Annotated in this window: 11 protein-coding genes; 6 read left to right on the forward strand and 5 right to left on the reverse strand. The window is 71.3% G+C overall.

The window, feature by feature from the left end; translation table 11 throughout:
* Window positions 1-224 precede the first annotated feature (224 nt).
* Window positions 225-2,708 (reverse strand): transglycosylase domain-containing protein, encoded by a 2,484-nt coding sequence (locus IXW69_RS03335; protein WP_323745146.1) that lies wholly within the window; start codon window positions 2,706-2,708, stop codon window positions 225-227.
* Between the two features lie 386 nt (window positions 2,709-3,094).
* Between IXW69_RS03335 and IXW69_RS03340 the strand changes: the two genes are divergently transcribed.
* Together IXW69_RS03340 and IXW69_RS03345 are read left to right on the forward strand one after the other, a co-directional pair.
* Window positions 3,095-6,556: a hypothetical protein gene (locus tag IXW69_RS03340; RefSeq protein WP_194784969.1), complete on the forward strand. Its 3,462-nt coding sequence runs from the start codon at window positions 3,095-3,097 to the stop codon at window positions 6,554-6,556.
* 150 nt (window positions 6,557-6,706) lie between these two features.
* Window positions 6,707-7,513 carry a MerR family transcriptional regulator gene (locus IXW69_RS03345; protein WP_323745147.1) on the forward strand — a complete coding sequence of 269 codons (807 nt, stop codon included), beginning with the start codon at window positions 6,707-6,709 and terminating at the stop codon, window positions 7,511-7,513.
* A 245-nt stretch (window positions 7,514-7,758) separates the two neighbouring features.
* Here the strand turns inward: IXW69_RS03345 and IXW69_RS03350 are convergent, their stop codons facing one another.
* The 4 genes from IXW69_RS03350 to IXW69_RS03365 all read right to left on the reverse strand — a co-directional run bounded on the left by IXW69_RS03350 (window position 7,759) and on the right by IXW69_RS03365 (window position 13,353).
* Window positions 7,759-9,081 (reverse strand): MFS transporter, encoded by a 1,323-nt coding sequence (locus tag IXW69_RS03350; protein WP_194784971.1) that lies wholly within the window; start codon window positions 9,079-9,081, stop codon window positions 7,759-7,761.
* Between the two features lie 145 nt (window positions 9,082-9,226).
* Complete coding sequence (locus IXW69_RS03355) at window positions 9,227-10,411, reverse strand: phosphoglycerate dehydrogenase (RefSeq protein ID WP_194784972.1); 1,185 nt, start codon at window positions 10,409-10,411, stop codon at window positions 9,227-9,229.
* Window positions 10,412-10,453: 42 nt separating this feature from the next.
* On the reverse strand, window positions 10,454-11,542 hold the full coding sequence (gene serC / locus IXW69_RS03360; RefSeq protein WP_194784973.1) for a 3-phosphoserine/phosphohydroxythreonine transaminase: 1,089 nt from the start codon (window positions 11,540-11,542) through the stop codon (window positions 10,454-10,456).
* A 254-nt stretch (window positions 11,543-11,796) separates the two neighbouring features.
* The gene (locus IXW69_RS03365; RefSeq protein ID WP_194784974.1) at window positions 11,797-13,353 is read right to left on the reverse strand and encodes a CCA tRNA nucleotidyltransferase; all 1,557 of its coding nucleotides are present in this window, start codon (window positions 13,351-13,353) and stop codon (window positions 11,797-11,799) included.
* Window positions 13,354-13,479: 126 nt separating this feature from the next.
* On the opposite strand from IXW69_RS03365, the gene IXW69_RS03370 reads away from it, so the two are divergent.
* From IXW69_RS03370 to trxB, 4 genes are all read left to right on the forward strand, one after another.
* Complete coding sequence (locus IXW69_RS03370) at window positions 13,480-13,989, forward strand: NUDIX hydrolase (RefSeq protein ID WP_194784975.1); 510 nt, start codon at window positions 13,480-13,482, stop codon at window positions 13,987-13,989.
* Window positions 13,986-16,514: a DUF6049 family protein gene (locus IXW69_RS03375; RefSeq protein ID WP_194784976.1), complete on the forward strand. Its 2,529-nt coding sequence runs from the start codon at window positions 13,986-13,988 to the stop codon at window positions 16,512-16,514. Before IXW69_RS03370 ends, IXW69_RS03375 begins: the two co-directional genes overlap by 4 nt.
* Window positions 16,511-20,419 (forward strand): lipid II flippase MurJ, encoded by a 3,909-nt coding sequence (locus tag IXW69_RS03380; protein ID WP_194784977.1) that lies wholly within the window; start codon window positions 16,511-16,513, stop codon window positions 20,417-20,419. The genes IXW69_RS03375 and IXW69_RS03380 overlap by 4 nt, the downstream gene beginning before the upstream one ends.
* Before the next feature lie 108 nt (window positions 20,420-20,527).
* Window positions 20,528-21,454 (forward strand): thioredoxin-disulfide reductase, encoded by a 927-nt coding sequence (gene trxB / locus IXW69_RS03385; protein ID WP_194784978.1) that lies wholly within the window; start codon window positions 20,528-20,530, stop codon window positions 21,452-21,454.
* Window positions 21,455-21,467: the final 13 nt, after the last annotated feature.

Here is a 21,467-nt window from a genome sequence, read left to right on the forward strand (position 1 = left end):
CGGTCTCTCCGTGACAGGAGGGCGATGCGTTCGGTGCGTCGGAGCGGGCGGGTGCCCGACGGCGCAGCCAGGTCACGACCCTACCGGAGAGCGGCGTCGGCCCGGAAGGCCGGGGGTACCGGCACCACGTGCGGTGCGACACGTGAGGGCCCGCCCCTCCCCAAGACGACGGGCGGGCCCGGGACCTGTGTGGTCCCGGGCCCGCCCGCTCGGCGCGAGGCCGGTCAGCCTCCCGCGCCCTGCGACGCGGGCGCAGCGGGTTGCTGGTCGGTTCCGGCCGTCGCCTGTCCGGACCTCGGGTCCTCGATCGTGCCGCCGTCACCGCCACCGCCCCCGTTGCCGGTGTCGCCGCCGTCGGCGGTGGCCTGCGGGTCTACGGCGTCCTGCGTGGGCTCCTGGGTCGCCTCCTGCGTCGGCTCCTGCGTGGGCTCCTCCGCCTGCTCCGTCTGGACGGGCGCCTGGGTCGGCAGGGTCGTCTCCTGCTGGACCGCCTGGGTCTTGCCGTAGAGGCCGCCGGGTGTCCAGGAGCCGTCGGTCCGCTCCGGGAAGTACTCGACGGGCAGGTCCTCCAGGGCCGTCTTCATGTACTCGGTGAAGATGTCGGCGGGGTAGGTCGAGCCGGTGATCTCTCCGTAGTAGCCCCACGGGGTGATCGACTCCTCCTCACCGTTGGGGCCCGTCTGGTAGAGGGTGACGGCCGTGGCGATCTGGGGCGTGTAGCCGACGAACTGCGCGGACTTGTTGTCCGAGGAGGAGCCGGTCTTGCCGGCGACGGGGCGGCCCAGCTTGAGAGCCGTGGTGCCCGACCCGGAGTTGATGACCTGCTGCATCGCGTAGGTCGCGTCGGCCATGACGCCGTCGTCGAAGACCTTCTTGCCGGTCGTGTCCGGGGTGTAGGCGACGGTGCCGTCGGCGGTCGTCACCTGGGCGACGACGTGGGTGTCGCGCCGCGTGCCCTGGCTGGCGAAGGTCGAGTAGGCGGTGGCGATGTCGATGGTGTGCGGCGAGGCGGAGCCGAGGACGTTCTGCGTGTACTCGTCGAGGCCGGAGGTCTTCTCCGGGTACCCGGCGCGCACGGCGACCTCGTTGGTCACCTTCGGACCGAGGTCCTTGTTGAGCTGCAGGTAGACCGTGTTGATGGAGTAGGTGGTCGCCTTGATGAGGTTGCACCAGCCGTAGGAGACGTTCGCGTAGTTGTGGAAGGAGGTCCCCTCGATCGTCATGGGCGAGGCGCCGGAGTAGCCGTTGGCGAGGGTGTCGCCGTTCTCGAGGGCGGCCACGAGCGCGAAGGGCTTGAAGGTCGAGCCGGCCTGGGCGACGGCGTCGGTGGCGGTGTTGACCTGGTTCTTGAGGTAGTCCTCGCCGCCGTAGAGCGCGAGGATCCCTCCGGTGGACACGTCGACGGAGACGAGCGCCTTGCGCAGGTCCGCGGACGCGCCCTCGGGCAGGTCGTTCACGGCGGCGACGGCGGCGTCCTGGTCGGTCTTGTTGATCGTCGTCGTGATCTTGTAGCCGCCGGTGTCGGTCTGCTCGTAGGAGATGTCGGCGTCGTCCTTGAGCTCGTCGCGGACCATCTGGAGCAGGTAGCCGTTCGTGCCGGAGTAGGTCTCCTGCTGCGCCTCGGTGGTGGTCTCCGGGAAGGCGGCCTGGTCGTACTCGTCCTGGGTGATGTAGCCGTCCTCGAGCTCGTACTTCATGACGCGCTCCCATCGCTGCTTCGCGGCGGTGGCGTCGACGGCCGGGTCCCAGGCGCTCGGGGCGGGCAGGATGCCGGCCAGGAGCGCCGACTCGGAGACGGTGAGGTCCTGGGCGTCCTTGTTGAAGAAGGCCTTGGAGGCGGCCTGGATGCCGTAGGCCCCGCGGCCGAAGTACACCGTGTTGAGGTAGGAGTCGAGGATCTCGTCCTTGCTCATCTCGCGGTCGATCTTGATGGCCATGATGGCCTGCTTGAACTTGCCGGAGTACGAGGAGGTCGTGTCGACGTAGTAGTTCTTGATGTACTGCTGCGTCAGCGTCGAGGCGCCCTGGGTGGCGCCGCCGCGCATGTTGTTGACGAAGGCACGGATGATGCCCTTGGGGTCGACGCCGTTGTTGGAGTAGAACGTGCGGTCCTCGGAGGCGACGACGGCCTTGCCGACGTAGTCCGGGAGCTTCGAGGTGTCGATGATGGTGCGGTCGACCTCCGCGAAGGTGCCCATCTCCGTCTTGCCGTCGGCGTAGTAGACGGTCGTGGTCTGGGCCTGGGCGAACTGGCTGGGCTGAGGGACCCTGATGACGGCGTAGGACACCGCGAAGGCGAGGACCATGAGGGCGATGAGCCCGAGGAAGCAGCCGAGGACGAAGCGCCACGAGGGCACCCAGCGGTGCACCGGGCCGAGGCCGCGGCGCGGGTAGTTGACGTGGCGCCGCCAGCTCTTCGGCTTGGTGGCGACGGCGGCTGAGCCCGTTGCGGCGGCCTTCGCGCCGTCCTTGGCTGAGCCCTTCGAGGAGCCCTTCGACGCGCTCGTAGCCCTAGCGGGCTTCTTCGTGGACGAGCCGGAGCCCTGCGGGTCGCGCGAGCGGCCCCCGGGCGGGATCGAGGCCGGAAGGTCCTCGGACCCAGCGGAGCCGGAGCCCCGCTTGGGGTGCGACGACGAGCGCCCGGCCTTGGCGGCGTCGGACAGCTTCCTGCCCTTGCGGGCGCCGTCCTGGTTCGCGGAGTCTGCCACGCGATCCTCGATTCTCCTCAGTGGGCCGGTACCGGCCACGGGGCGGATGGTCCCACCATCCCTGACTGCGGCCAAGTATGGCGGGCCGGGCTCGACTGGACCACTAGGAGGCGCACCGTGCCGCGGAACTGAGGGCATGGTCTCGCCGTACGGGTGCGTTCCGGGTAGGTGAGGAGGGAGCCGGCCGGACGGGCGCCGCTACCTCGCCGACTGAGGACACGGAGCATCCGGAGCACGGCCCGCACGTTTCCTGTGAGGCCGCGGGGTGACTCCGACGACGTCGCGCCGGGCGGCGGAAGCTGCACCGACGGGCCGCCTCGGGTGTGATCCACGACGTAGGACGAACCGGTCGGTTGCGCGTCACACACAACCGCTACCCTCGTGCCATGGACTCAACTGACGTTGCTGCCACGACCCCCGAGACCGACGCGCTCAACTCCGCGATCGCCCTCCGCCTCCAGCTCCTCGGCGTCGACTCGCCGGCCGACGCGGGCGACCCCGTCACCGAGAAGCTCGTCTCCCCCATCATCGCCCGCCAGCGCGAGATGGGCCGTCGTCTGGCTAACCGCCCCTGCGCGGCCGACCGCCGCATCCAGGCCTTCCTCGACTCCTACCTCGCCGAGGAGGAGGTCCACCCGCGCCTGCCCGGCGAGACCTTCGTCCTGGACCAGCCGGGCCTGTCCCGTGCGCTGTCCATCCCCATGGACGCCACGAGCTTCAAGTCGCCCTACGTGGAGAGCTACAAGATCGCCCAGGGCGTCCTCCACAACCCGCGCAACGACCGCCGCACCACCGCCGGCGTCTTCCACGTCGCCGAGGGCGGCCTGCCGATCCCGGACGACAAGAAGGCCGTCCCCCGCTCCGTCTTCGCCAAGCTCCTCGAGCTGGCCTTCCAGGCGCCCGACGACCTCATGACCCTCCCCTGGTCCGCGAACCAGGAGGAGCCAGCCCGCTGCTTCGTCTCCCTGCAGCTCCGCCCGATCGTCGTCCCCGCCGTGCCCGGCTACACCCCGGAGCGCCGCATGGAGCTGCGCTTCATCACCCCCGGTGGCCTCGTCTCCAACCTGGACTTCGTCGAGGGCATCTTCGGCAACGGCGGCGACCCGTACCTCCCCGAGAACGACGCCTCCCTCAACCCGGAGACCTGGACCGGCACCACCGGCTGCGTCATCCTCGCCCCGCACCTCGACCACGTCACGAAGGCCTCGCTGGGCCTGCCCCGCTGGGAGGACGCGACCGAGCGTCAGCGCCGCGACGGCATGTGCTGGAAGGACGAGGGCGAGCTCTACAACGAGGGCAAGGCCTTCAAGCTGGTCGCCCGTGACGAGCGCGGCGTCATCGTCACGATCATCGCGGACAACTACTTCGGCTACGGCAAGAAGGAGGTCAAGACCCAGATCGGGTACTCGGCCAACCTCTTCGGCTGCGTCGAGGAGGAGCACGCCGGCGGCGCGCTCGCCTACCCCCGCTACAACCTCGGCCAGGAGTACACGGACGAGCGCACCCCCGAGGGCCTCACCATCGAGCACGTCCTGCGCCGCAACCCCGGCGTCTTCGAGCTCCAGGCCGACGGCTCGGCCCTCAAGCTCGACGACCCCTCGATCGTCCTCGTCCCCGGCGGCGCCCGCTTCTCGATGCGCACCCAGACCGTGACCTGGCCGCGCACCGACGGCACCGCCGAGTCGAGCGTCCCGCTCCTGTCGGACAAGGTCTACGTCCTGCCCAACGGCTACCGCGTCCACGCCAAGCACCGCGAGGAGGACGGCAGCCAGTGGCACCTCGTGGGCACCGCCCCGTGGGCCACCCAGGCGCACAAGCCCGCCACCGTCTCCGGCGGCGGCAAGTCCGAGATCTCGAAGTCTCTCCTCGACGCCTTCGTCTACGGCGAGGCCTACGTCAACGACGTCGAGGCCGACCTCGACGCCGTCGAGGCGCTCCTCGAGCGCGACTACTCGGACCGTTACAAGGACCCGGCCCGCAACGGCAAGGACCACCGCGGCATCCTCGACGCCGACCGCTCGCTCGGCTCCGTCATCAAGCTGTTCACCCGCTCCGAGAGGTACACCGACGAGCACAACGCCCTCATCGAGTCGATCCCGGCGCACGTCAAGGAGCTCCTCTACACGGTCAAGCGCTACTCCGAGCCCTCGTGGGGCGAGGACTGGCGCAGCCACTTCTCCGTCGCCGGCATCAACGGCCGCCAGGGCAACTCCCTGCGCCTGGACGGTGAGATCGTCAAGGTCAACATGCTCCGCGTGGGCTTCGAGGACGACGGCGCGTGGCGCCTGCTCTCCCTGCGCCCTGACTTCTCCCCCGCTGCGAAGGTCCAGACCGAGGACGACATCTCGGCCTCGATCGTCGTCCCGGCGGGCTTCGAGTCGACGAAGGGCTCGAGCGTCTCTCGCAAGTTCGTCACGAACTGCGAGTCCCTGCTCTTCCAGCGCCCCGACGACGCGATCGTGCGCGGCTACGACAAGCAGACCGAGTCCGACATGTCCAAGGACGGCCTGTTCATCTCGAACTTCCAGCCGCTCACCCCGGCGGACGCCCGCGCCATGGTCGCCGACGCCCCCGGCCTGTCGAGCTTCAGCAAGCCCATGCAGGAGCTCGTGCGTCGCGCGGCGGCCGTCGAGGACACTGAGGACCCGTCGCAGGAGTACTACTGGGTCTCCACCGCGAACCCGCGCCTCGTGGGCGGCGTCCCGACGAAGAACCCGCGCTACCTCCAGCTGCGACCGGACATCGCCGACAAGCGGCCCGCCGCCCTCGCGGACCTCACGAGCCACCTCTTCCGCGACGTGCCGCTCACGGAGCCCGTCCGTCACAGCGTCGACGTCGTCGCCGCCGGGCGCCGCAACAACCCGCCGGAGCCGGGCGTCCCGGCCCTGTGCGCCTACAACCCGTTGCACTTCATGGAGCTCCCGGAGCTCTTCATGGAGTTCATCTCCTCGATGACGGGCAAGTCGCCGTCGACGACGGGCGCCGGCAGCGAGGGGGCGCTCACGAAGTCCCCCTTCAACGCGCTGCCCCCGGTCTACGACCTCAACGCCTCGCTGCTCTCCTACGCGCTGGGCGGCTACGACGGCTGGCTGTCCTCGGCCGGCTACATCGGCCCGAAGGTCAAGGTCGCCCACGACATCTCCCTGCTCATCCCGGAGATCTTCTCCCGGATGAGCGAGGAGGAGCGCGACGCGCACAACCTCATCGAGGCCGGCTACCTCGAGAAGATCGAGGACTTCGAGTACGAGGGCCGCACGGTCGAGGCCTCGCGCCTGGGCTACCGCATGAACGGGGCCTTCGCCAACGCGTACTTCGCTCGGATCTTCCTCCACCCGGACGTCGTCTTCACCGAGGAGATGCTTAAGCCGGAGCTCCAGGACCCGGCGATCTTCGCCGACTCGGTCGACGTCATCGTCAAGACCCACCAGGTCGTGGCGAAGCACTACGTCGACGACGGCTCGATCGAGTGGGCCGTCCCGCCGATCAAGGCCCTGCTGGAGATCATGTACTCCGGGAAGTCGGCCGAGGGCTGGACCCTGCAGAGCCCCGAGTTCCGCGCCCTGTTCGAGCGCGAGAACATCCTCGCCTCGGACTGGTACGCCGCGCGCGTCGACGCCAAGGTCGAGCACGACCGCAAGCAGGCCGAGGCCGCCATCAGGGCGCTCACCCGCTTCGTCGAGACCGAGGGCAACGAGCGGGTCAGCACCCGTCTCGACATCGAGGGCCGTCTCGAGGCCGCTCGCGCCCGCCTCGAGGAGGTGTCCACGCCGGCGTACCGCGAAAAGCTCGTCGGCACCCTGGGCCTCCAGCCGGTCCTCGCCGAGGGCGACCCGGTCGACGGCAAGTGAGTCACCTCTGCCGCTGACGCCCGGCCCCGCCGGGCCCCGGCACGACGACGGCGCCCGTCAACTCCCCTGCGGAGGCGACGGGCGCCGTCGTCTCCTTGACCCTGACGCAGCGTGAGGGCTCAGCCTGGTCACGTGAGAGATGCTGACCCCGTGGGGAGTACTGGACCGGAGGACGACGAGCTCACCGTCGGAGCGACCGCCGAGCTCGTGGGGGTCTCCGTGCGCACGCTGCACCACTGGGACGAGATCGGGCTCGTGACGCCCTCGGCGCGGTCCCGGGCCGGCTACCGCCTCTACGACGCCGACGACGTCGAACGCATCCACCGAGTGCTCGTCTACCGGGAGACCGGGATGCCGCTGGCCGAGGTGGCCCGCGTCATCGACGAGCCAGGGACGGGTGCCGCCTCGCACCTCGCCCGCCAGCGCGAGCGCCTCGAGGAACGCATCGCTCACCTGCAGCGGATGGTCCGCGCAGTCGACACGATGATGGAGAGCACCATGAGCAGGAAGCAGCTCACCCCCGCCGAGCAGGCCGAGGTCTGGGGAACCGGTTGGAACGCGGAGTACCAGGACGAGGCCGAGCAGCGCTGGGGAGGCACTGACGACTGGGCCGAGTCCGAACGCCGTAAGGCCGCTATGACGCGCGAGGACATCGTCCGCGCGAAGGAGGACTCACGCAGCCTTGAAGAGTCCCTCGCCGCAGCACTGCGTGAGGGGGTGGAACCGGGCTCGGAGCGCGCGAACGCCCTGGCCGAGGCCCACCGAGCGGACCTGTCGCGCTGGTTCGAGGTGACGGTGCCCAAGCAGGTGCTCATCGCCCGCGGCTACGTCGCCGACCAGCGGTGGACCGCCCACTACGACGCGCTCGAGCCGGGCCTGACCGTCTGGCTCAAGGCGGTGATCGACGCCAACGCCGCGTCCCAGGGCGTTGACCCGGAGGCTGCCACGTGGGAGTGAGTGCTCGGGACGAGTGAGTGCTGCGCGGCGTGAGCCTGGCGCACGGGCGCGCCGGTTCGCACCATTCGCGCCTCCTTGCACCCTCTGCCCGCCTTGTCTCCGGCCCGAGGGCGAGCAGAGGGTGCAGACGCGTGCTGAGGGTGCGAACCCGAGCACAGGGGCGAGGTCGCCAGCGGATGCGACCGTGGCGTGGGAGTCACGTCCGACATGGTTCGGACATGCTGTCACCATGAGGGCCGGCGTGGTCAGCCGGCGACACGACCGACGTCGAGCGCCACGTCGCGAGGACTGTCCCCGAGCCGACGGACCCCGACCGCGTACCACCCGGCCACGACCCACACGAAGAGGACGAGCGCTGCCTGGACGGCCCGGGACCACCCGACGTCGGGCAGGACCAGGACGGCGACGCCGGCGGCGACGCACTCGGCGGTGTTGAACAGGACGTCGTAGACGGAGAAGGCGCGCCCCCGGTAGGCGTCCGCCGTGTCCGCCTGGACGATCGTGTCGACGGCGATCTTCGCCCCCTGGACACCGATGCCGAAGATGAGGAACCCGACCGTCAGGGCCGCCTGGTCGTGCGTGGCGACGACGACGAGCTGCCCGAGCGTTCCACCGACGAGGCAGGTGACGACCCACGTGGACGGCGCGACCCGCTCATGCGCGAGCGGCGTGAGGACGACGGCGATCCCGTGGCCCGCGACCATCGCCCCCATGAGGCTGCCGAAGATCGCCAGGCCCCTCGTCGCGTCCGCCGGCTCGGTGAGGAGGTTCCGAGCCGTGAGGATCATGGTGATGAGCTCCATGCCGTACACGAAGCGGTGCAGCGCCATCGTGGACAGGGCGAGGCCCGGGGTGCCACGGCGCCTCAGGTAGCGCACCGCGTCCACGAGGTCGCCCGCCGTGCGCGCGAGGGCGGAGCCGAGTCCCGTCGTCAGGTCCGGGTGCTCAGGGCCGAGCTCGTCCGGGCGCAGGCACGTCACCACGAGCGCGGCGAGGACGTAGAGGATCGCGGCGCACAGGAGGCTGGCGACGTCCTGCGCGTGCCCGGTCGGCAGAGCGAGCCTGAGGACGAATCCGATGACGGCTCCGCACGCCGTCGCCGCCCCGCCCAGGGTCGGGACGATGGAGTTGGCGACCAGCAGGCGCTCGTGGTCGATGATCTGCGGCAGTCCGGCGGAGAGGACCGACAGGAGGAACCGGTTGATCCCGAGGGCGACGAGCACGAGCACGTAGACGGGAAGCCCGATTCCGGCGGCGCTGAGGACGACGGCCGTCAGCGCGATGAGAGCGGCGCGCACGAGGTTGCCCCACCACAGGGTCTGACGTCGCCGCCAGCGGTCGATGAAGGGACCGCAGAAGGGGCCGACGACGCTGAAGGGCAGGAGCATGACGACGAGCGCGGTGGCGACGCCGGCGGCCGTGGTCATGTTCTGAGGCTGGAAGAAGAAGAGGGTGGCGAGCCCGGCCTGGACCATGCCGTCCCCCGTCTGCGAGACGAGGCGGACCCCGAGGAGGGTGCGGAAGGCCCGCACGGTCGCGAGGTCTCGGAGGTCGTCGGTCAGGCGCATGCGCTCATCGTGCCCGCCCGGGCACCACAGGGGCTGAGGGCCGCGCCGCGCCGGGCGAGGTGTCCCCCACGGAGGTGGGCACGAGGCTTGGCCAGACGTACGGGGCCCGGCCGACGACGTCGTGCGTCTGGAGTCAGAAGATGCGTCAGAGGATGACGCGGGCGGACAGGACGCCGTCGATGGCGCGGAGCTGGGCCAGCCCCTCCTCGTTGACGTCGCCCTCCACGTCCACCAGCGTCACCGCGAGCTCGCCGCGGGAGCGGTTGAGCAGGTTGGCGATGTTCCGGCCGGTCTCCGCCACGATGGTCGAGACCTGACCGACCATGTTCGGGACGTTGCGGTTGACGATGACGAGGCGGTGCGTGCCCTCCTCGCGAGGCATGACGGCCTCGGGGAAGTTGACCGAGTTGTGGACCTGCCCCTCCTCGAGGAAGGCGCGCAGCTCATCGACCGCCATGATGGCGCAGTTGCGCTCGGCCTCGGTGGTCGAGGCACCGAGGTGCGGCAGCGAGATGCACTTGGAGTGCTTGTGCACAGCGGCGCTCGGGAAGTCGCAGACGTAGCCGCGCAGGCGGTCCTCGTCGAGGGCCTGGATGACGGCGGCCTCGTCGACGATCTCGGCGCGGGCGAAGTTGAGCAGGACGGCGCTCGGCTTCATGAGGGCGAGCTTCTGCGTCGAGACCATGCCGCGCGTCGGGTCGATGAGCGGCACGTGGACGGTGAGGATGTCGGCCTTCTTGAAGACCTCGTCCATGTTGGCCGCCCGCTCGACGTCGGCGGAGAGCTGCCAGGCGTTCTCGACCGTCATCGCCGGGTCGAAGCCGATGACGTCGAGGCCGAGCCCGAGGGCGGCGTTGGCGACCTTGACGCCGATGGCCCCCAGGCCGATGACGCCGAGCGTGCGACCGGGGAGCTCGAAGCCCTTGAACTGCTTCTTGCCGGCCTCGACGGCCTTGGCCATGGCGTCGGCGTCGGAGTCGTCGAGCTCGTGGGCGTAGCGGGCCGCCGGGATGAGGTTGCGCGAGGCGATGAAGACGCCGGCGAGGACGAGCTCCTTGACGGCGTTCGCGTTGGCGCCCGGGGTGTTGAACACCGGGATGCCGAGCTCAGTCATCTTCGCGACCGGGATGTTGTTGGTGCCGGCGCCGGCGCGACCGATGGCGAGGAGGCTGTCCGGGACCTCCATGTCGTGGAGCTTGGCGGAGCGGACGAGGAGCGCGGAGGGGTTCTCGACGCTGGAGCCGACCTCGTAGAGGTCGTCGGGGAAGCGGGACAGGCCCGCACCGTCGATGGCGTTGAGCGTCTGGACGTGGAAGGTCTTGTCAGTCATGGAAGTCTCCTGGTGCTGAGGGCTGAGCGTGGCTCGGTGGGGTCAGGCGCGCGTGCGCTCGAACTCGGCCATGTAGTCGATGAGGGCGGTGACGCCCTCGTCGGTCATGGCGTTGTAGATCGAGGCGCGCATGCCGCCCACGGAGCGGTGGCCCTTGAGGTTCTTGAGGCCCACGGCCTCGGCGCCGGCAAGGAAGTCCTTGTCCAGCTCGGGGTTCGCGAGGGTGAAGGGGACGTTCATCGCGGAGCGCGAGCGCTTCTCGACGGGGTTCGTGTAGAGGCTGGAGGCGTCGATCGCGTCGTAGAGGCGCGCAGCCTTGACGTCGTTGCGCTTCGCCATGGCCTCGAGACCGCCCTGGTCCTCGATCCAGTGGAGGATCAGGCCGAAGAGGTAGATGGAGAAGGTCGGCGGGGTGTTGAGCATCGAGTCCTTGTCCGCCATGACCTTCCAGTCCCAGATGGACGGGGTGTCGGGGCGGGCGGAGCCGATGAGGTCCTCGCGCACGATGGTGATGTCGAGGCCGGCGGGGCCAAGGTTCTTCTGGGCGCCGCCGTACACGACGCCGAACTTCTCGACGTCGATCGGGCGGGAGAGGTACATGGAGGACACGTCCGCGACGATCGGGACGTCGCCGGCCTCAGCCGTGGGCACGAAGGGCATCGTGACGCCGCCGATGGTCTCGTTGGCACAGTAGTAGAGGTACTTGGCGTCCGCGGGGACCTCGAAGGAGCCCTCGGCGGGGGTGGTGGTGTAGCCCGACTCGGCCTGGTCCGACACGATCGTGCCGGTGACGCCCTGGCGCTCGGACTCCTTGACGGCCTTCTTGGACCACTGGCCGGTGAGGATGGCGGCGAAGGAGTCGCCGCGCTGCGTGAGGTTCTGGGGGATGGCGGCGAACTGGCCCGTGGCACCGCCCTGGAGGAACAGGACCTTGTAGGAGTCCGGGACGCCGGCGAGGCGACGGAGAGTGGCCTCGGCGTCCGCGGCACACTCGACGAAGTCCTTCCCTCGGTGGGAGACCTCGAGGACGCTCATGCCGGAAGATCGCCAGTCAGTGAGCTCGGACGCGGCCTGCTCGAGAACGGGCAGGGGAAGCTGGGCAGGACCGGCGGAGAAGTTATGCACGCGCATGCCTCATCGTCCCGTGGATCTCGTGTGCCAGGCAATGGCGTCTTGCCTATTGAGGTGATCGGCACCTCACAGGGGATTCAGGACGACGTCGGGGCCGTCTCCCGGGTGAGTACGCGGGACTCAGCCCACTCACGCAGACCGTGGGCTCCGTGGCAGAACGCGGGGCCCTTGGCCCCTCAGTCTGCCGCGGAGCCCACAGCTTGCCGCCGCGCTCCTCGGGGTGGTCCGGGCACCTTCCGCCGCTCGAGCGCCCGCTACTTCTGCCCGCGTGCGGCCCACCAGGCGTGCAGCGCCTCGCGCGCCATCTCCTCGCCGACCGGCCCCTTCTCCATGCGCAGGTCCATGAGGAAGCGGTAGGCCTCCCCCACCACGGGCCCGGGCTCGATCCCGAGCTCGGTCATGATCTGCTGACCGTCCAGGTCCGGGCGGATCGCGGCGAGCTCCTCCTGCTCGGCGAGCTCGGCGATCCTCTTCTCGAGGTCGTCGTAGGCGGCGTCGAGCATCCGCGCCTTGCGCTTGTTCCGCGTGGTCACGTCCGCGCGCGTCAGCCGGTGGAGCCGCTCGAGCAGCGGCCCGGCATCGGTGACGTAGCGGCGGACCGCGGAGTCGGACCAGCCGGCGTCGGCGTAGCCGTGGAAGCGCAGGTGCAGCTCCACGAGGCGCGAGACGTCCTTGGTGGTCTGCTTGTCGAACTTCAGGGCCGTGAGGCGCTTCTTGGTCATCCGGGCGCCGACGTGGTCGTGACCGTGGAAGGTGACGGTGCCGTCGGGCAGGAAGCGGCGCGTGGCCGGCTTTCCGACGTCGTGCATGATCGCTGCGAGCCGGAGCTCCAGGTCGGGGGCGGGCACCGGCCCGTCGGGCCCGGTCTCGAGCGCCATCGCCTGGTCGAGCACGGTGAGCGTGTGCTGGTAGACGTCCTTGTGGCGCTTGTGCTCGTCGACGGTCTCGACGAGCGCGCTCAGCTCGGGCAGGACGACGTCGGCGACCCCCGTGTGCACCATGAGCTCGAGTCCGCGGCGCGGCCACCTGCTGACGAGCAGCCGCTCGAGCTCGGCGCGCACGCGCTCCGCGGAGACGATCTCGAGCCTGCCCGCCATCTCCTCCATGGCGGCCATGACGTCGGGCTCGACGTCGAAGCCGAGCTGGGCGGCGAAGCGGGCGGCCCGCATGATGCGCAGCGGGTCGTCGTCGAAGGACTGGACCGCGCTCACAGGCGTGCGCAGCACTCCGGCGCGCAGGTCGTCGAGGCCGTGGTGGGGGTCGACGAGCTCGAGGTCCGGAAGGCGCAGCGCCATCGCGTTGACGGTGAAGTCGCGGCGCGTGAGGTCCCCCTCGAGGCTGTCCCCGTAGGCGACGTGAGGCTTGCGGGAGCCGACCTCGTACTCCTCGGTGCGGTAGGTCGTCACCTCGACGACGGCGTCGCCCTTGCGCGCCCCGATGGTGCCGAAGTCCTTGCCGACGTCCCAGCAGGCGTCGCCCCAGGCCCTGAGGATCCGCTCGGTCTCCTCCGGCCGTGCCGACGTGGTGCAGTCCAGGTCGTGGGGGGTGACGCCCAGGAAGGCGTCGCGCACCGGCCCGCCGACGAGGGCGAGCTCGTGGCCGGCCCGCGCGAAGAGGTGGCCGAGCGCCGCCAGCGACGGCGGCAGCACCTCGAGGGCGCGCCGCGCCGTGGGGGTGAGACCGGCGTCGTCGACGGGCTCGTCCGCGAGCGCGGCGGGGTCCGGGGCGGGCACGGCGCCCGTGGGGCTCGCGGTGCGCTCGGATCCGACCGCGTCGGCGGTGTTCTCGGTGGTCGTGGGGGCGTTCGTCATCGCGGCCAAGCCTGCCACGAAGCGGAGTGGTGCCCCGCCCGGGCGGCGCACCGCCCCGTCGCTCATGGGGTACGCGCCACCGTCCGGTGGGCACGGGCTCCCCGTGGAACCGCCTAGAGTGTCCCCATGCCCACCCACCGCACTCGACGACCCCGCGCCGGCTCGCAGCCGCTTCGGGCGAGTGCGCGCTCTCTGCCCGTCGTGGACGAGACGAGCGCCGGCGGCCTCGTCGTCGACGTCCAGCACGGCCAGGCGTACACGGCCGTCATCGCGCGGCGGAACCGGGGCGGGCGCCTCGAGTGGTGCCTGCCGAAGGGCCACCTCGAGGGCGAGGAGACGGCCGAGGAGGCCGCCGTCCGCGAGATCGCGGAGGAGACCGGCATCAACGGCCGCGTCCTGCGCCATCTCGCCTCCATCGACTACTGGTTCGCCGGTGACGACCACCGCGTCCACAAGGTCGTTCACCACTTCCTCCTCGAGGCCCTCGGCGGGGACCTCACCACGGAGAACGACCCGGACCACGAGGCCGAGGACGTCGAGTGGGTCGCCCTCGACGACGTCGCCCGCCGCCTCGCCTACCCCAACGAGCGGCGCATCGTCGCCGCCGCCCGCGAGATCCTCGTGGGGGATGGGTGAGGTCGACCGGTCAGCGCCCCCTCGGCCGCCGCACCACCCCCTCGGTCACCCGGCCCGGCTCGGACAGCGGCGCCGTGCGCCCGCTTCGGGACCGCCTCGCGACGGTCCTGACCGTCATGGGCACGGCGCTGTCCACCCTGCTCCTCCTCCTCGGCGGCTCCCTCGCTGCACCGGCGAGCGCTGCCGCGTCGCTGCCCGCCTCCTCGGACGTGACGACGGCGAGCACTGCCGCCCTCGGCACCGTCCGTCCCGGGACCGCCCGGACGGGCGACCAGGTCGTCGACGGCAAGGTCACCGTCACCGTCGACGCGCTTGACCCCGAGGTCCTCACCAGCGACCACGACCTCACCGTCACCGGGACCATCGCGAACGGCACCGACGACGCCGTCTCCTCCATCTCGCTCCGGGTGGACGTCCAGTCCCGGACGGCGCTCAGCAGCGCCGAGCTCGCGTCGTGGCTCGACGAGGAGCGCACAGGGAGCCTCGCCACCGTCCTCACCCAGGACCTCGACAACGACGTCCAGCCGGGGACGACGCGGTCCTTCTCGGTCACCGTCCCGCACGACAGCCTGCCGCTGTCCTCCTCCGACCAGTGGGGTCCGCGCGGCGTCCAGGTCACGGTCCTCTCCTCGGGCAGCGAGCTCGCGAGCGACCGCACGGTCGTCGTCTGGGACGACGGCGTCCCGGTCTCACCGACCCGGGTCACCGCGGTCGTCCCCGTGACGGCCTCCCCCGCGGAGCTCGCGCTGCTCACCTCCCCCGAGCGGGAGGAGGCCGTGTCCGACGCCGTGAGCGCGAGCGCCGACCCCACCGACCAGGCGACCGCCTCCGCGCAGACGCCGAAGGACTCGACGGCGGACTCGACGGCGGACTCGACGACCAGCTCGACCACCGAGCAGGTCGCGGCGGTCCGCGAGCGCGTCCTCGGGCTGCTCTCCCTCGCCGGCGACGGCGTCGTCCTCGCGGTCGACCCTGCCCTCATGGAGGCCCTGGGCCTCCCCTCCGGCACCACGCCGTCGCAGAGTGCGACCGCTACCCCGACCGCCTCCCCGACCGACACAGCGCAGGCGACCGACGGCGCCACGACCGCCGCGACGCCGACGGGCTCCCTGAGCGCCAGACCGAGCACCACCGCGAGCACACCGACCACGGGGGCCACCACCGCACCTGCGACGGGCACCGGCAGCGCCGGCGCCACCGCCGGCTCCGCGGCCCCGACCGACACCGAGCTCGTCGAGGCCCTCAAGGTCGCCGCAGCGAAAGGCGACGTCGTCGCGCTGCCCTGGTCGGACGCCGACGTCTCCGCCCTCGCCCACCTGGGCCGGAGCGACCTCATCAGCTCCGCGACCTCGCGCTCCGGCGGCTCCGGCACCGTCGAGGAGGGAGCGTCCACGGGCCTCGCCTGGGTCGCGGGCGCCCTCGACACGAGCACGCTGAGAGCGCTGAGCGACACGACGACCACCGTCATCGCCTCCCCCGGCGACCTCCCTGTGGCCGAGAGCCTCACCTACACGCCCTCGGGCACGACCGTCGTCAACGGACGCACCGTGCTCGTGCCCGACACCGACCTGTCCTCGGCGCTCGGCGGACGCCTCACCAAGGACGCGGGCGAGACCAACCTGTCGGACCTCGACGCCCGCCAGGTCCTGCGGGGCGACACCGCGATCCTCACCCGCCAGGCGCCCTCGCTCTCCCGCGACGTCGTCGTCACCCTCTCCCGCGCGCAGGCGGCCCGCACGGACCCCGAGGTCCTGCGCCAGAGGATCGCCGCGCTCACCGGCTCCGGGTGGACGACCGCGCAGGACCTCGACGCCCTCCTCGCCGGCGCCGACGAGTCCTCGCGCGAGGGCGGCGACGTCACCCGCCAGGCGCTCCCCGCGGAGCAGAGGGCCGCGAGCGAGGTGTCCGCGGCGGACCTCACCCGTGCCACGCGGGCGGCGTCGTACCTCAGCTCGGTCGCGAGCGTCCTCGAGGACCCCTCGGCCGTCCTCGGCCGCGAGGGCGACGTCGTCGCGACGACCGCCTCGGCCTCGTGGCGCACGGACACCGCCGGCCGGGTCTCCAACATCTCGTCCGCGCGTGAGGCCGGGGACGCCGTCGCCGCCGGCCTCACGGCCGTGCCCTCCTCGACCATCAACCTCATCAGCTCCAAGGCCGACCTGCCGGTGCGGATCACGTCCTCCCTCGACCAGGACGTCACCGTGCGGATCCACCTCGTCCCGAGCGCCCAGCGCCTCCAGGCCGACGCCGACACCACCGTGACCGTCCCGGCCAGTGGCGAGGTCACCTCCAAGGTTCCCGTGACCGCCGTCGGCTCGGGCGACGTCGACCTCACGATCGAGGTGCTCGCCGCCGACGGCACGCCCGTCGGCACACCCACCACCGTCCACATGCGCGTGCGCGCCGACTGGGAGAACCTCGGCACACGCGTCATCGGTCTCGGCCTCGTCATCATGCTCGCGGTCGGCATCACGCGTACGGTGCGCCGAGGCCGGCGCACCGTCACACCCCAGGAGAACGCATGAGCACGTCCCTCAAGGGATCCAGCGCGAGCACGTCCGCCGAGGGTGGCGCCTCCGTCGCGCGCTCGAGCGCCATCATGGCGGCGGGCACGCTCGCCTCGCGCCTGCTCGGCTTCGTCCGCAACGCCCTCCTCGTCGCGGCGCTCGGCGCCACGGGCTCGGGCGCCGCCGACGCCTTCAACATCTCCAACTCCCTGTCGACGCAGCTCTACAACCTGCTCATCGGCGGCATCCTCAACGCGATCCTGGTCCCTCAGATCGTCCGGGCGCTGCGCAGGCCCAACGGCGACGAGCTCGTCAACCGGCTCCTCACGGCAGCCTCCATGCTGCTGCTCGTCGTGGCCGGGCTCCTCACGGCCGCCTCGCCGCTCGTCATCATGATCTACGCCTCCGGCCTGGGGCGCTGGCAGCCGCTGGCCTTCGCCTTCGCCTTCTGGTGCATGCCGCAGGTGTTCTTCTACGGCCTGTACGCGCTGTGGGGACAGGTGCTCAACGCCCGGTCCAGCTTCGGTCCGTACATGTGGTCGCCGGTCCTCAACAACCTCATCTCGATCGCCTCCCTCATCGCCTACCTCAAGATCTACGGCGCCTACGCGGGCGGCCAGGACCCCTCCGTCTGGACCTTCAACCGCATCGCCCTCATCGGGGCGACGACGACGCTCGGCATCGTCGTGCAGGCGGTCGTCCTCTACATCCCCCTCGTCAGGATCGGCTTCAGACCGCGACTCATCTTCGGCGTCCGGGGCACGGGCCTGGGAGAGACCTCCAAGGTCGCCCTGTGGGCCCTGCTCGGCGTGCTCCTGGCGAGCATCGGCGACTGGGCGACGACGAACCTGTCCTCCCGGGCCCTCACGGCCGGAGAGTCGGCGGCCTACGCGAACGTCGTGGTCCCGTCGACGACCCTCTACGCGAACACGCAGCTCATCTTCATGCTGCCGCAGTCCCTCATCACGACCTCGATCATCACGGCGCTGTTCACCCGCATGAGCGAGAAGGCGGCGGCGGGCGACTCCGACGGGGTGCGGGACGACTTCTCGCTCGGGCTGCGCAGCGTCGGTGTCTTCACGGTCCTGTGCGGCTTCGGCATCTCGGTCCTGGGTGAGCCCGCCCTCCAGGCCTTCGTGCCGTCGCTGTCCCTCGAGGCCGCCCGCGCCGCCGGCCCGATGATGACGATCCTCGGCATCGGCGTCATCACGCAGGGCCTGTGGTTCACGGTCCAGCGCGTCATGCTCGCCTACGCGGACACGAAGCGCCTCCTGCGAGCCGACGCCGCGGTCGGCCTCACGATGGTCGTCTTCTGCCTGGGCGCCTACCTGCTGGCCCCGGCGACGCAGTGGATGGCCTGGGCCTGCGCGGGCATCGTCGCGGGCCACACGATCGGCACGGCGATCACCGTCCCGCTCCTTCGCCGCCACGTGCCGCACCTGGACGGGCGCCGCATCACGACGACCTACGCCCGACTGGTCCTCGCGGTCCTGCCGGCTGCCGCCGCCGGTTACGGGCTGCGTCGCGTCCTCGGCCCCGCGGACGGCTCGATGACGGGCACGCGGGCCACGGACGCCGTTGTGATCGTCGTCCTCGGCGCTCTCGTCATGACGCTCGTGTACCTCGTCGTGGCCCGCCTGCTGCGGATCTCCGAGCTCTCCATCCTCTTCTCCCGCCTGTCGCGGATCGTCGCGAGGATCGGGCGGATCCTGCCCGGAGGCGCCGGGCGCGCGACGGGCCGCCTCGCCGAGCGACTGGCCCCTGAGCCGTCGGTCGTCGTCGCACGGGCCGGTGACGCGCAGGAGACCCCCGCCGTCGACGGCGCCACGGCGTCGACCGCGGAGGCGGTGGCCGCGCTCGCCGAGCAGACCACCGGTTCCGACCAGGAGCGGTCCGACGACGACCCGGACGACGCCGACCCGGATGACGGGTGGTCGGGCGGGCCCGCGGGTCCCTCCCGAGGCCCGTCCCGGCCCTCGTCCCCATCCGACGCAGCAGACGCACCCGCCCCAGACGCCCCTCACCACTGGGCCGGACCGCGCTCGGGCGGCGCGCTGGATCGGCGCGAGGGCGCCGCGAACCGTACACTCAGCACGCACCCGAAGCCCCAGACGCCCCGAGGAGGAGTGAGCGCGATGAGCGAGAGCACGCCCATCGGCACCGGCCGCTACGAGCTGGTCTCCACCCTCCCGACGACCCTCCCCCGGGTCGTGCGGCACCTGGGCCGCGACACGATCCTGGACCGCGAGGTCACCGTCCTCACCCTCGGCGACACCACCGAGCACCGCGAGGACGTCCTGCGAGCAGCCTCCCGAGCCGTCCTCATCGAGGACCCCCGCGTGCAGCGCGTCTACGACGTCGAGCAGGGAGACGGCTCCTTCATCGTCATGGAGCCCGCTGCGTCCCGCACCCTGACCTCCCTCGCCGAGAAGGGGCTGAGCCCCGAGCAGGTGCGCGCCGTCGTCGGCGAGACCGCCCAGGCCCTCGACATCGCCTCACGTCGCGGTCTCAACCACCTCCACCTGTCCCCCGACTCGGTCCGCCTGCGCCCGGACGGCTCCGTCCAGGTCACCGGCATCGGCGTCGAGGCCGCCGTCCTCGGTCTGGACGTCGAGGACGAGGACGACCCTCTCGCTCTCGACCGCACGGACGCCCGCTCGCTCGTCGAGCTCCTCTACTACGGCCTCACCCGCCGCTGGCCCGGCAAGCGCTCCGGCATCCCCTCGGCGCCGTTCCACGGCGACCTCCCCGCCGCGCCCTCGACCCTCCTGCCCGAGGGCTCCGAGATGCCGGACCTCGAGCGCGTCGACACCCTCGTCGAGCGCACCTGGGGCGGTAGGCCACCGATCTCCGCCGCCGAGGTGGCCCGGGCCCTGTCCCCCTGGGACGCCGCCGTCCTGCCCGCCACCGAGGAGTCGGGTGAGGCCGCCGCGGCCCGCTCGGCCGGCCTCACCGCAGGGGCGCTGGGCGTCCTCGGACGGCTGCGTGGCCGCTCCTCAGCCCACGCCGCACCCCGCGGGTCCCGCTCCTCGGTCCCCGAGGAGGTCGCCTCCACGGGCGCCTCCCCCACCGCCACGGAATCAGTCGACGGCGCCGAGCAGCGTCCGGCCTTCGTCGTGGTGGAGCCTGAGGTCGACCCGACCGAGGATGCGTCGACCGCCTCGGCGCCGGCGCCGCGCGGCGACGTGCCCGTCCCCTCGTCCGACAGCGCCGAGGACGACGGCTTCATCGAGGACGACGAGGACGAGCCCGACGAGGAGGAGGACGAGGTCTCCCGCTCGGTGAGCCGGACGACCTTCGTCGTCCTCATCGTCATGCTCCTGGCTGTCCTCATCGGCGTCTTCTTCGCCGTGACGAACCTGCTCCAGCTCTTCGGCGTCCGTGTCACCGACGACGAGGTCCCCGCGGCCAAGACCGTCCCGACCGTCTCCGCCCAGGCGACGGAGCCCGCGACCGCGGCACCCACCGAGCAGGCCGGCGCCGAGCCCACCCAGGCCGCACCCATCGCCCTCACGACCGCTCAGGCCCTCGACCCCTACGGGGACGACTCCGAGCACCCCGAGCTCGCCGGCACCCTCATCGACAACAGCACGGACCAGGGCTGGTACTCGCGGTACTACGCCTCGCCGTCGCTGGCCTTCAAGCAGGGCATCGGCGTGGCCGTGACACTGCAGCAGGCCTCGGACGTCTCCTCGATCGAGATGCAGGGCACCGGGACCGGCGGCAACGTCCAGATCCGCGCCACGAGCCCCGACGACCCCCAGGGCGGCACGCTGCTCGCCGAGGGCGCCTTCACCGAGGGCACGACGGCCTTCACCTTCCCCGCGACCAACGCGACGAGCGTCGTCGTCTGGATCACGGACCTGCCGACCTCGTCCGACGGCCTCAACAAGGCGACTATCTCGGAGATCACTCTTCGATAGGACTCTCCTGGGGGATTAAAGATCTCCCATCAGAGGTTCCATGGGGCGATACTGCTGCCAGCAGACCCGCGTGCTCCGCTCGCGGCGACCCGATGAACCAGGAGAGTCATGATCCACGACGTCGTCATCGTCGGCTCCGGCCCTGCCGGATATACCGCCGCGACCTACGCCGCCCGCGCGCAGCTCAATCCCGTCGTGCTCGCCGGCTCCGTCACCGCCGGCGGCGCCCTCATGAACACCACCGAGGTCGAGAACTACCCCGGCTTCGTCGAGGGCATCATGGGCCCCGAGCTCATGACCCAGATGCAGGAGCAGGCCGAGCGCTTCGGCGCCGACGTCCGCTTCGAGGACGTCACCTCCCTGGAGCTCGAGGGCGACGTCAAGCGCGTCACCACCGACGACGAGGTCTACGAGGCCCGCACCGTCATCATCTCGACGGGCTCCGAGTACCGCCATCTCGGCCTGGACGGCGAGGACCGCCTCTCCGGCCACGGCGTCTCCTACTGCGCCACCTGCGACGGCTTCTTCTTCAAGGACCAGCCGATCGTCGTCGTCGGCGGCGGCGACTCCGCCATGGAGGAGGCCACCTTCCTGTCCCGCTTCGGCTCCTCCGTGACGATCGTGCACCGCCGCGACGAGCTGCGCGCCAGCGCCGTCATGGCCAAGCGCGCCCAGGACGACCCGAAGATCAACTTCGCGTGGAACTCGAAGGTCGTCGCCATCAACGGGACCGACGCCGTCGAGTCCGTGACCCTCGAGGACACGGTCACGGGCGAGCGCCGCGACCTGCCCGCCTCGGGCCTCTTCGTCGCCATCGGCCAGGTGCCGCGCTCCGAGCTCGTCAAGGACGTCCTCGAGCTCGACCCCAAGGGCTACATCAAGGTGGAGGCCCCCAGCCAGCGCACGCGGATCCCCGGAGTCTTCGCCTGCGGCGACGTCGCCGACCCCGAGTACCAGCAGGCCATCACCGCCGCAGGCTCCGGCTGCCGCGCGGCCCTCGACGCCGAGCACTACCTCGCCAACCTGGACGCCTGAGCGGCGCCCCACT

The organism is Actinomyces haliotis (genome assembly GCF_015355765.1).
GTDB classification, from domain to species: Bacteria; Actinomycetota; Actinomycetes; order Actinomycetales; family Actinomycetaceae; genus Actinomyces; species Actinomyces haliotis.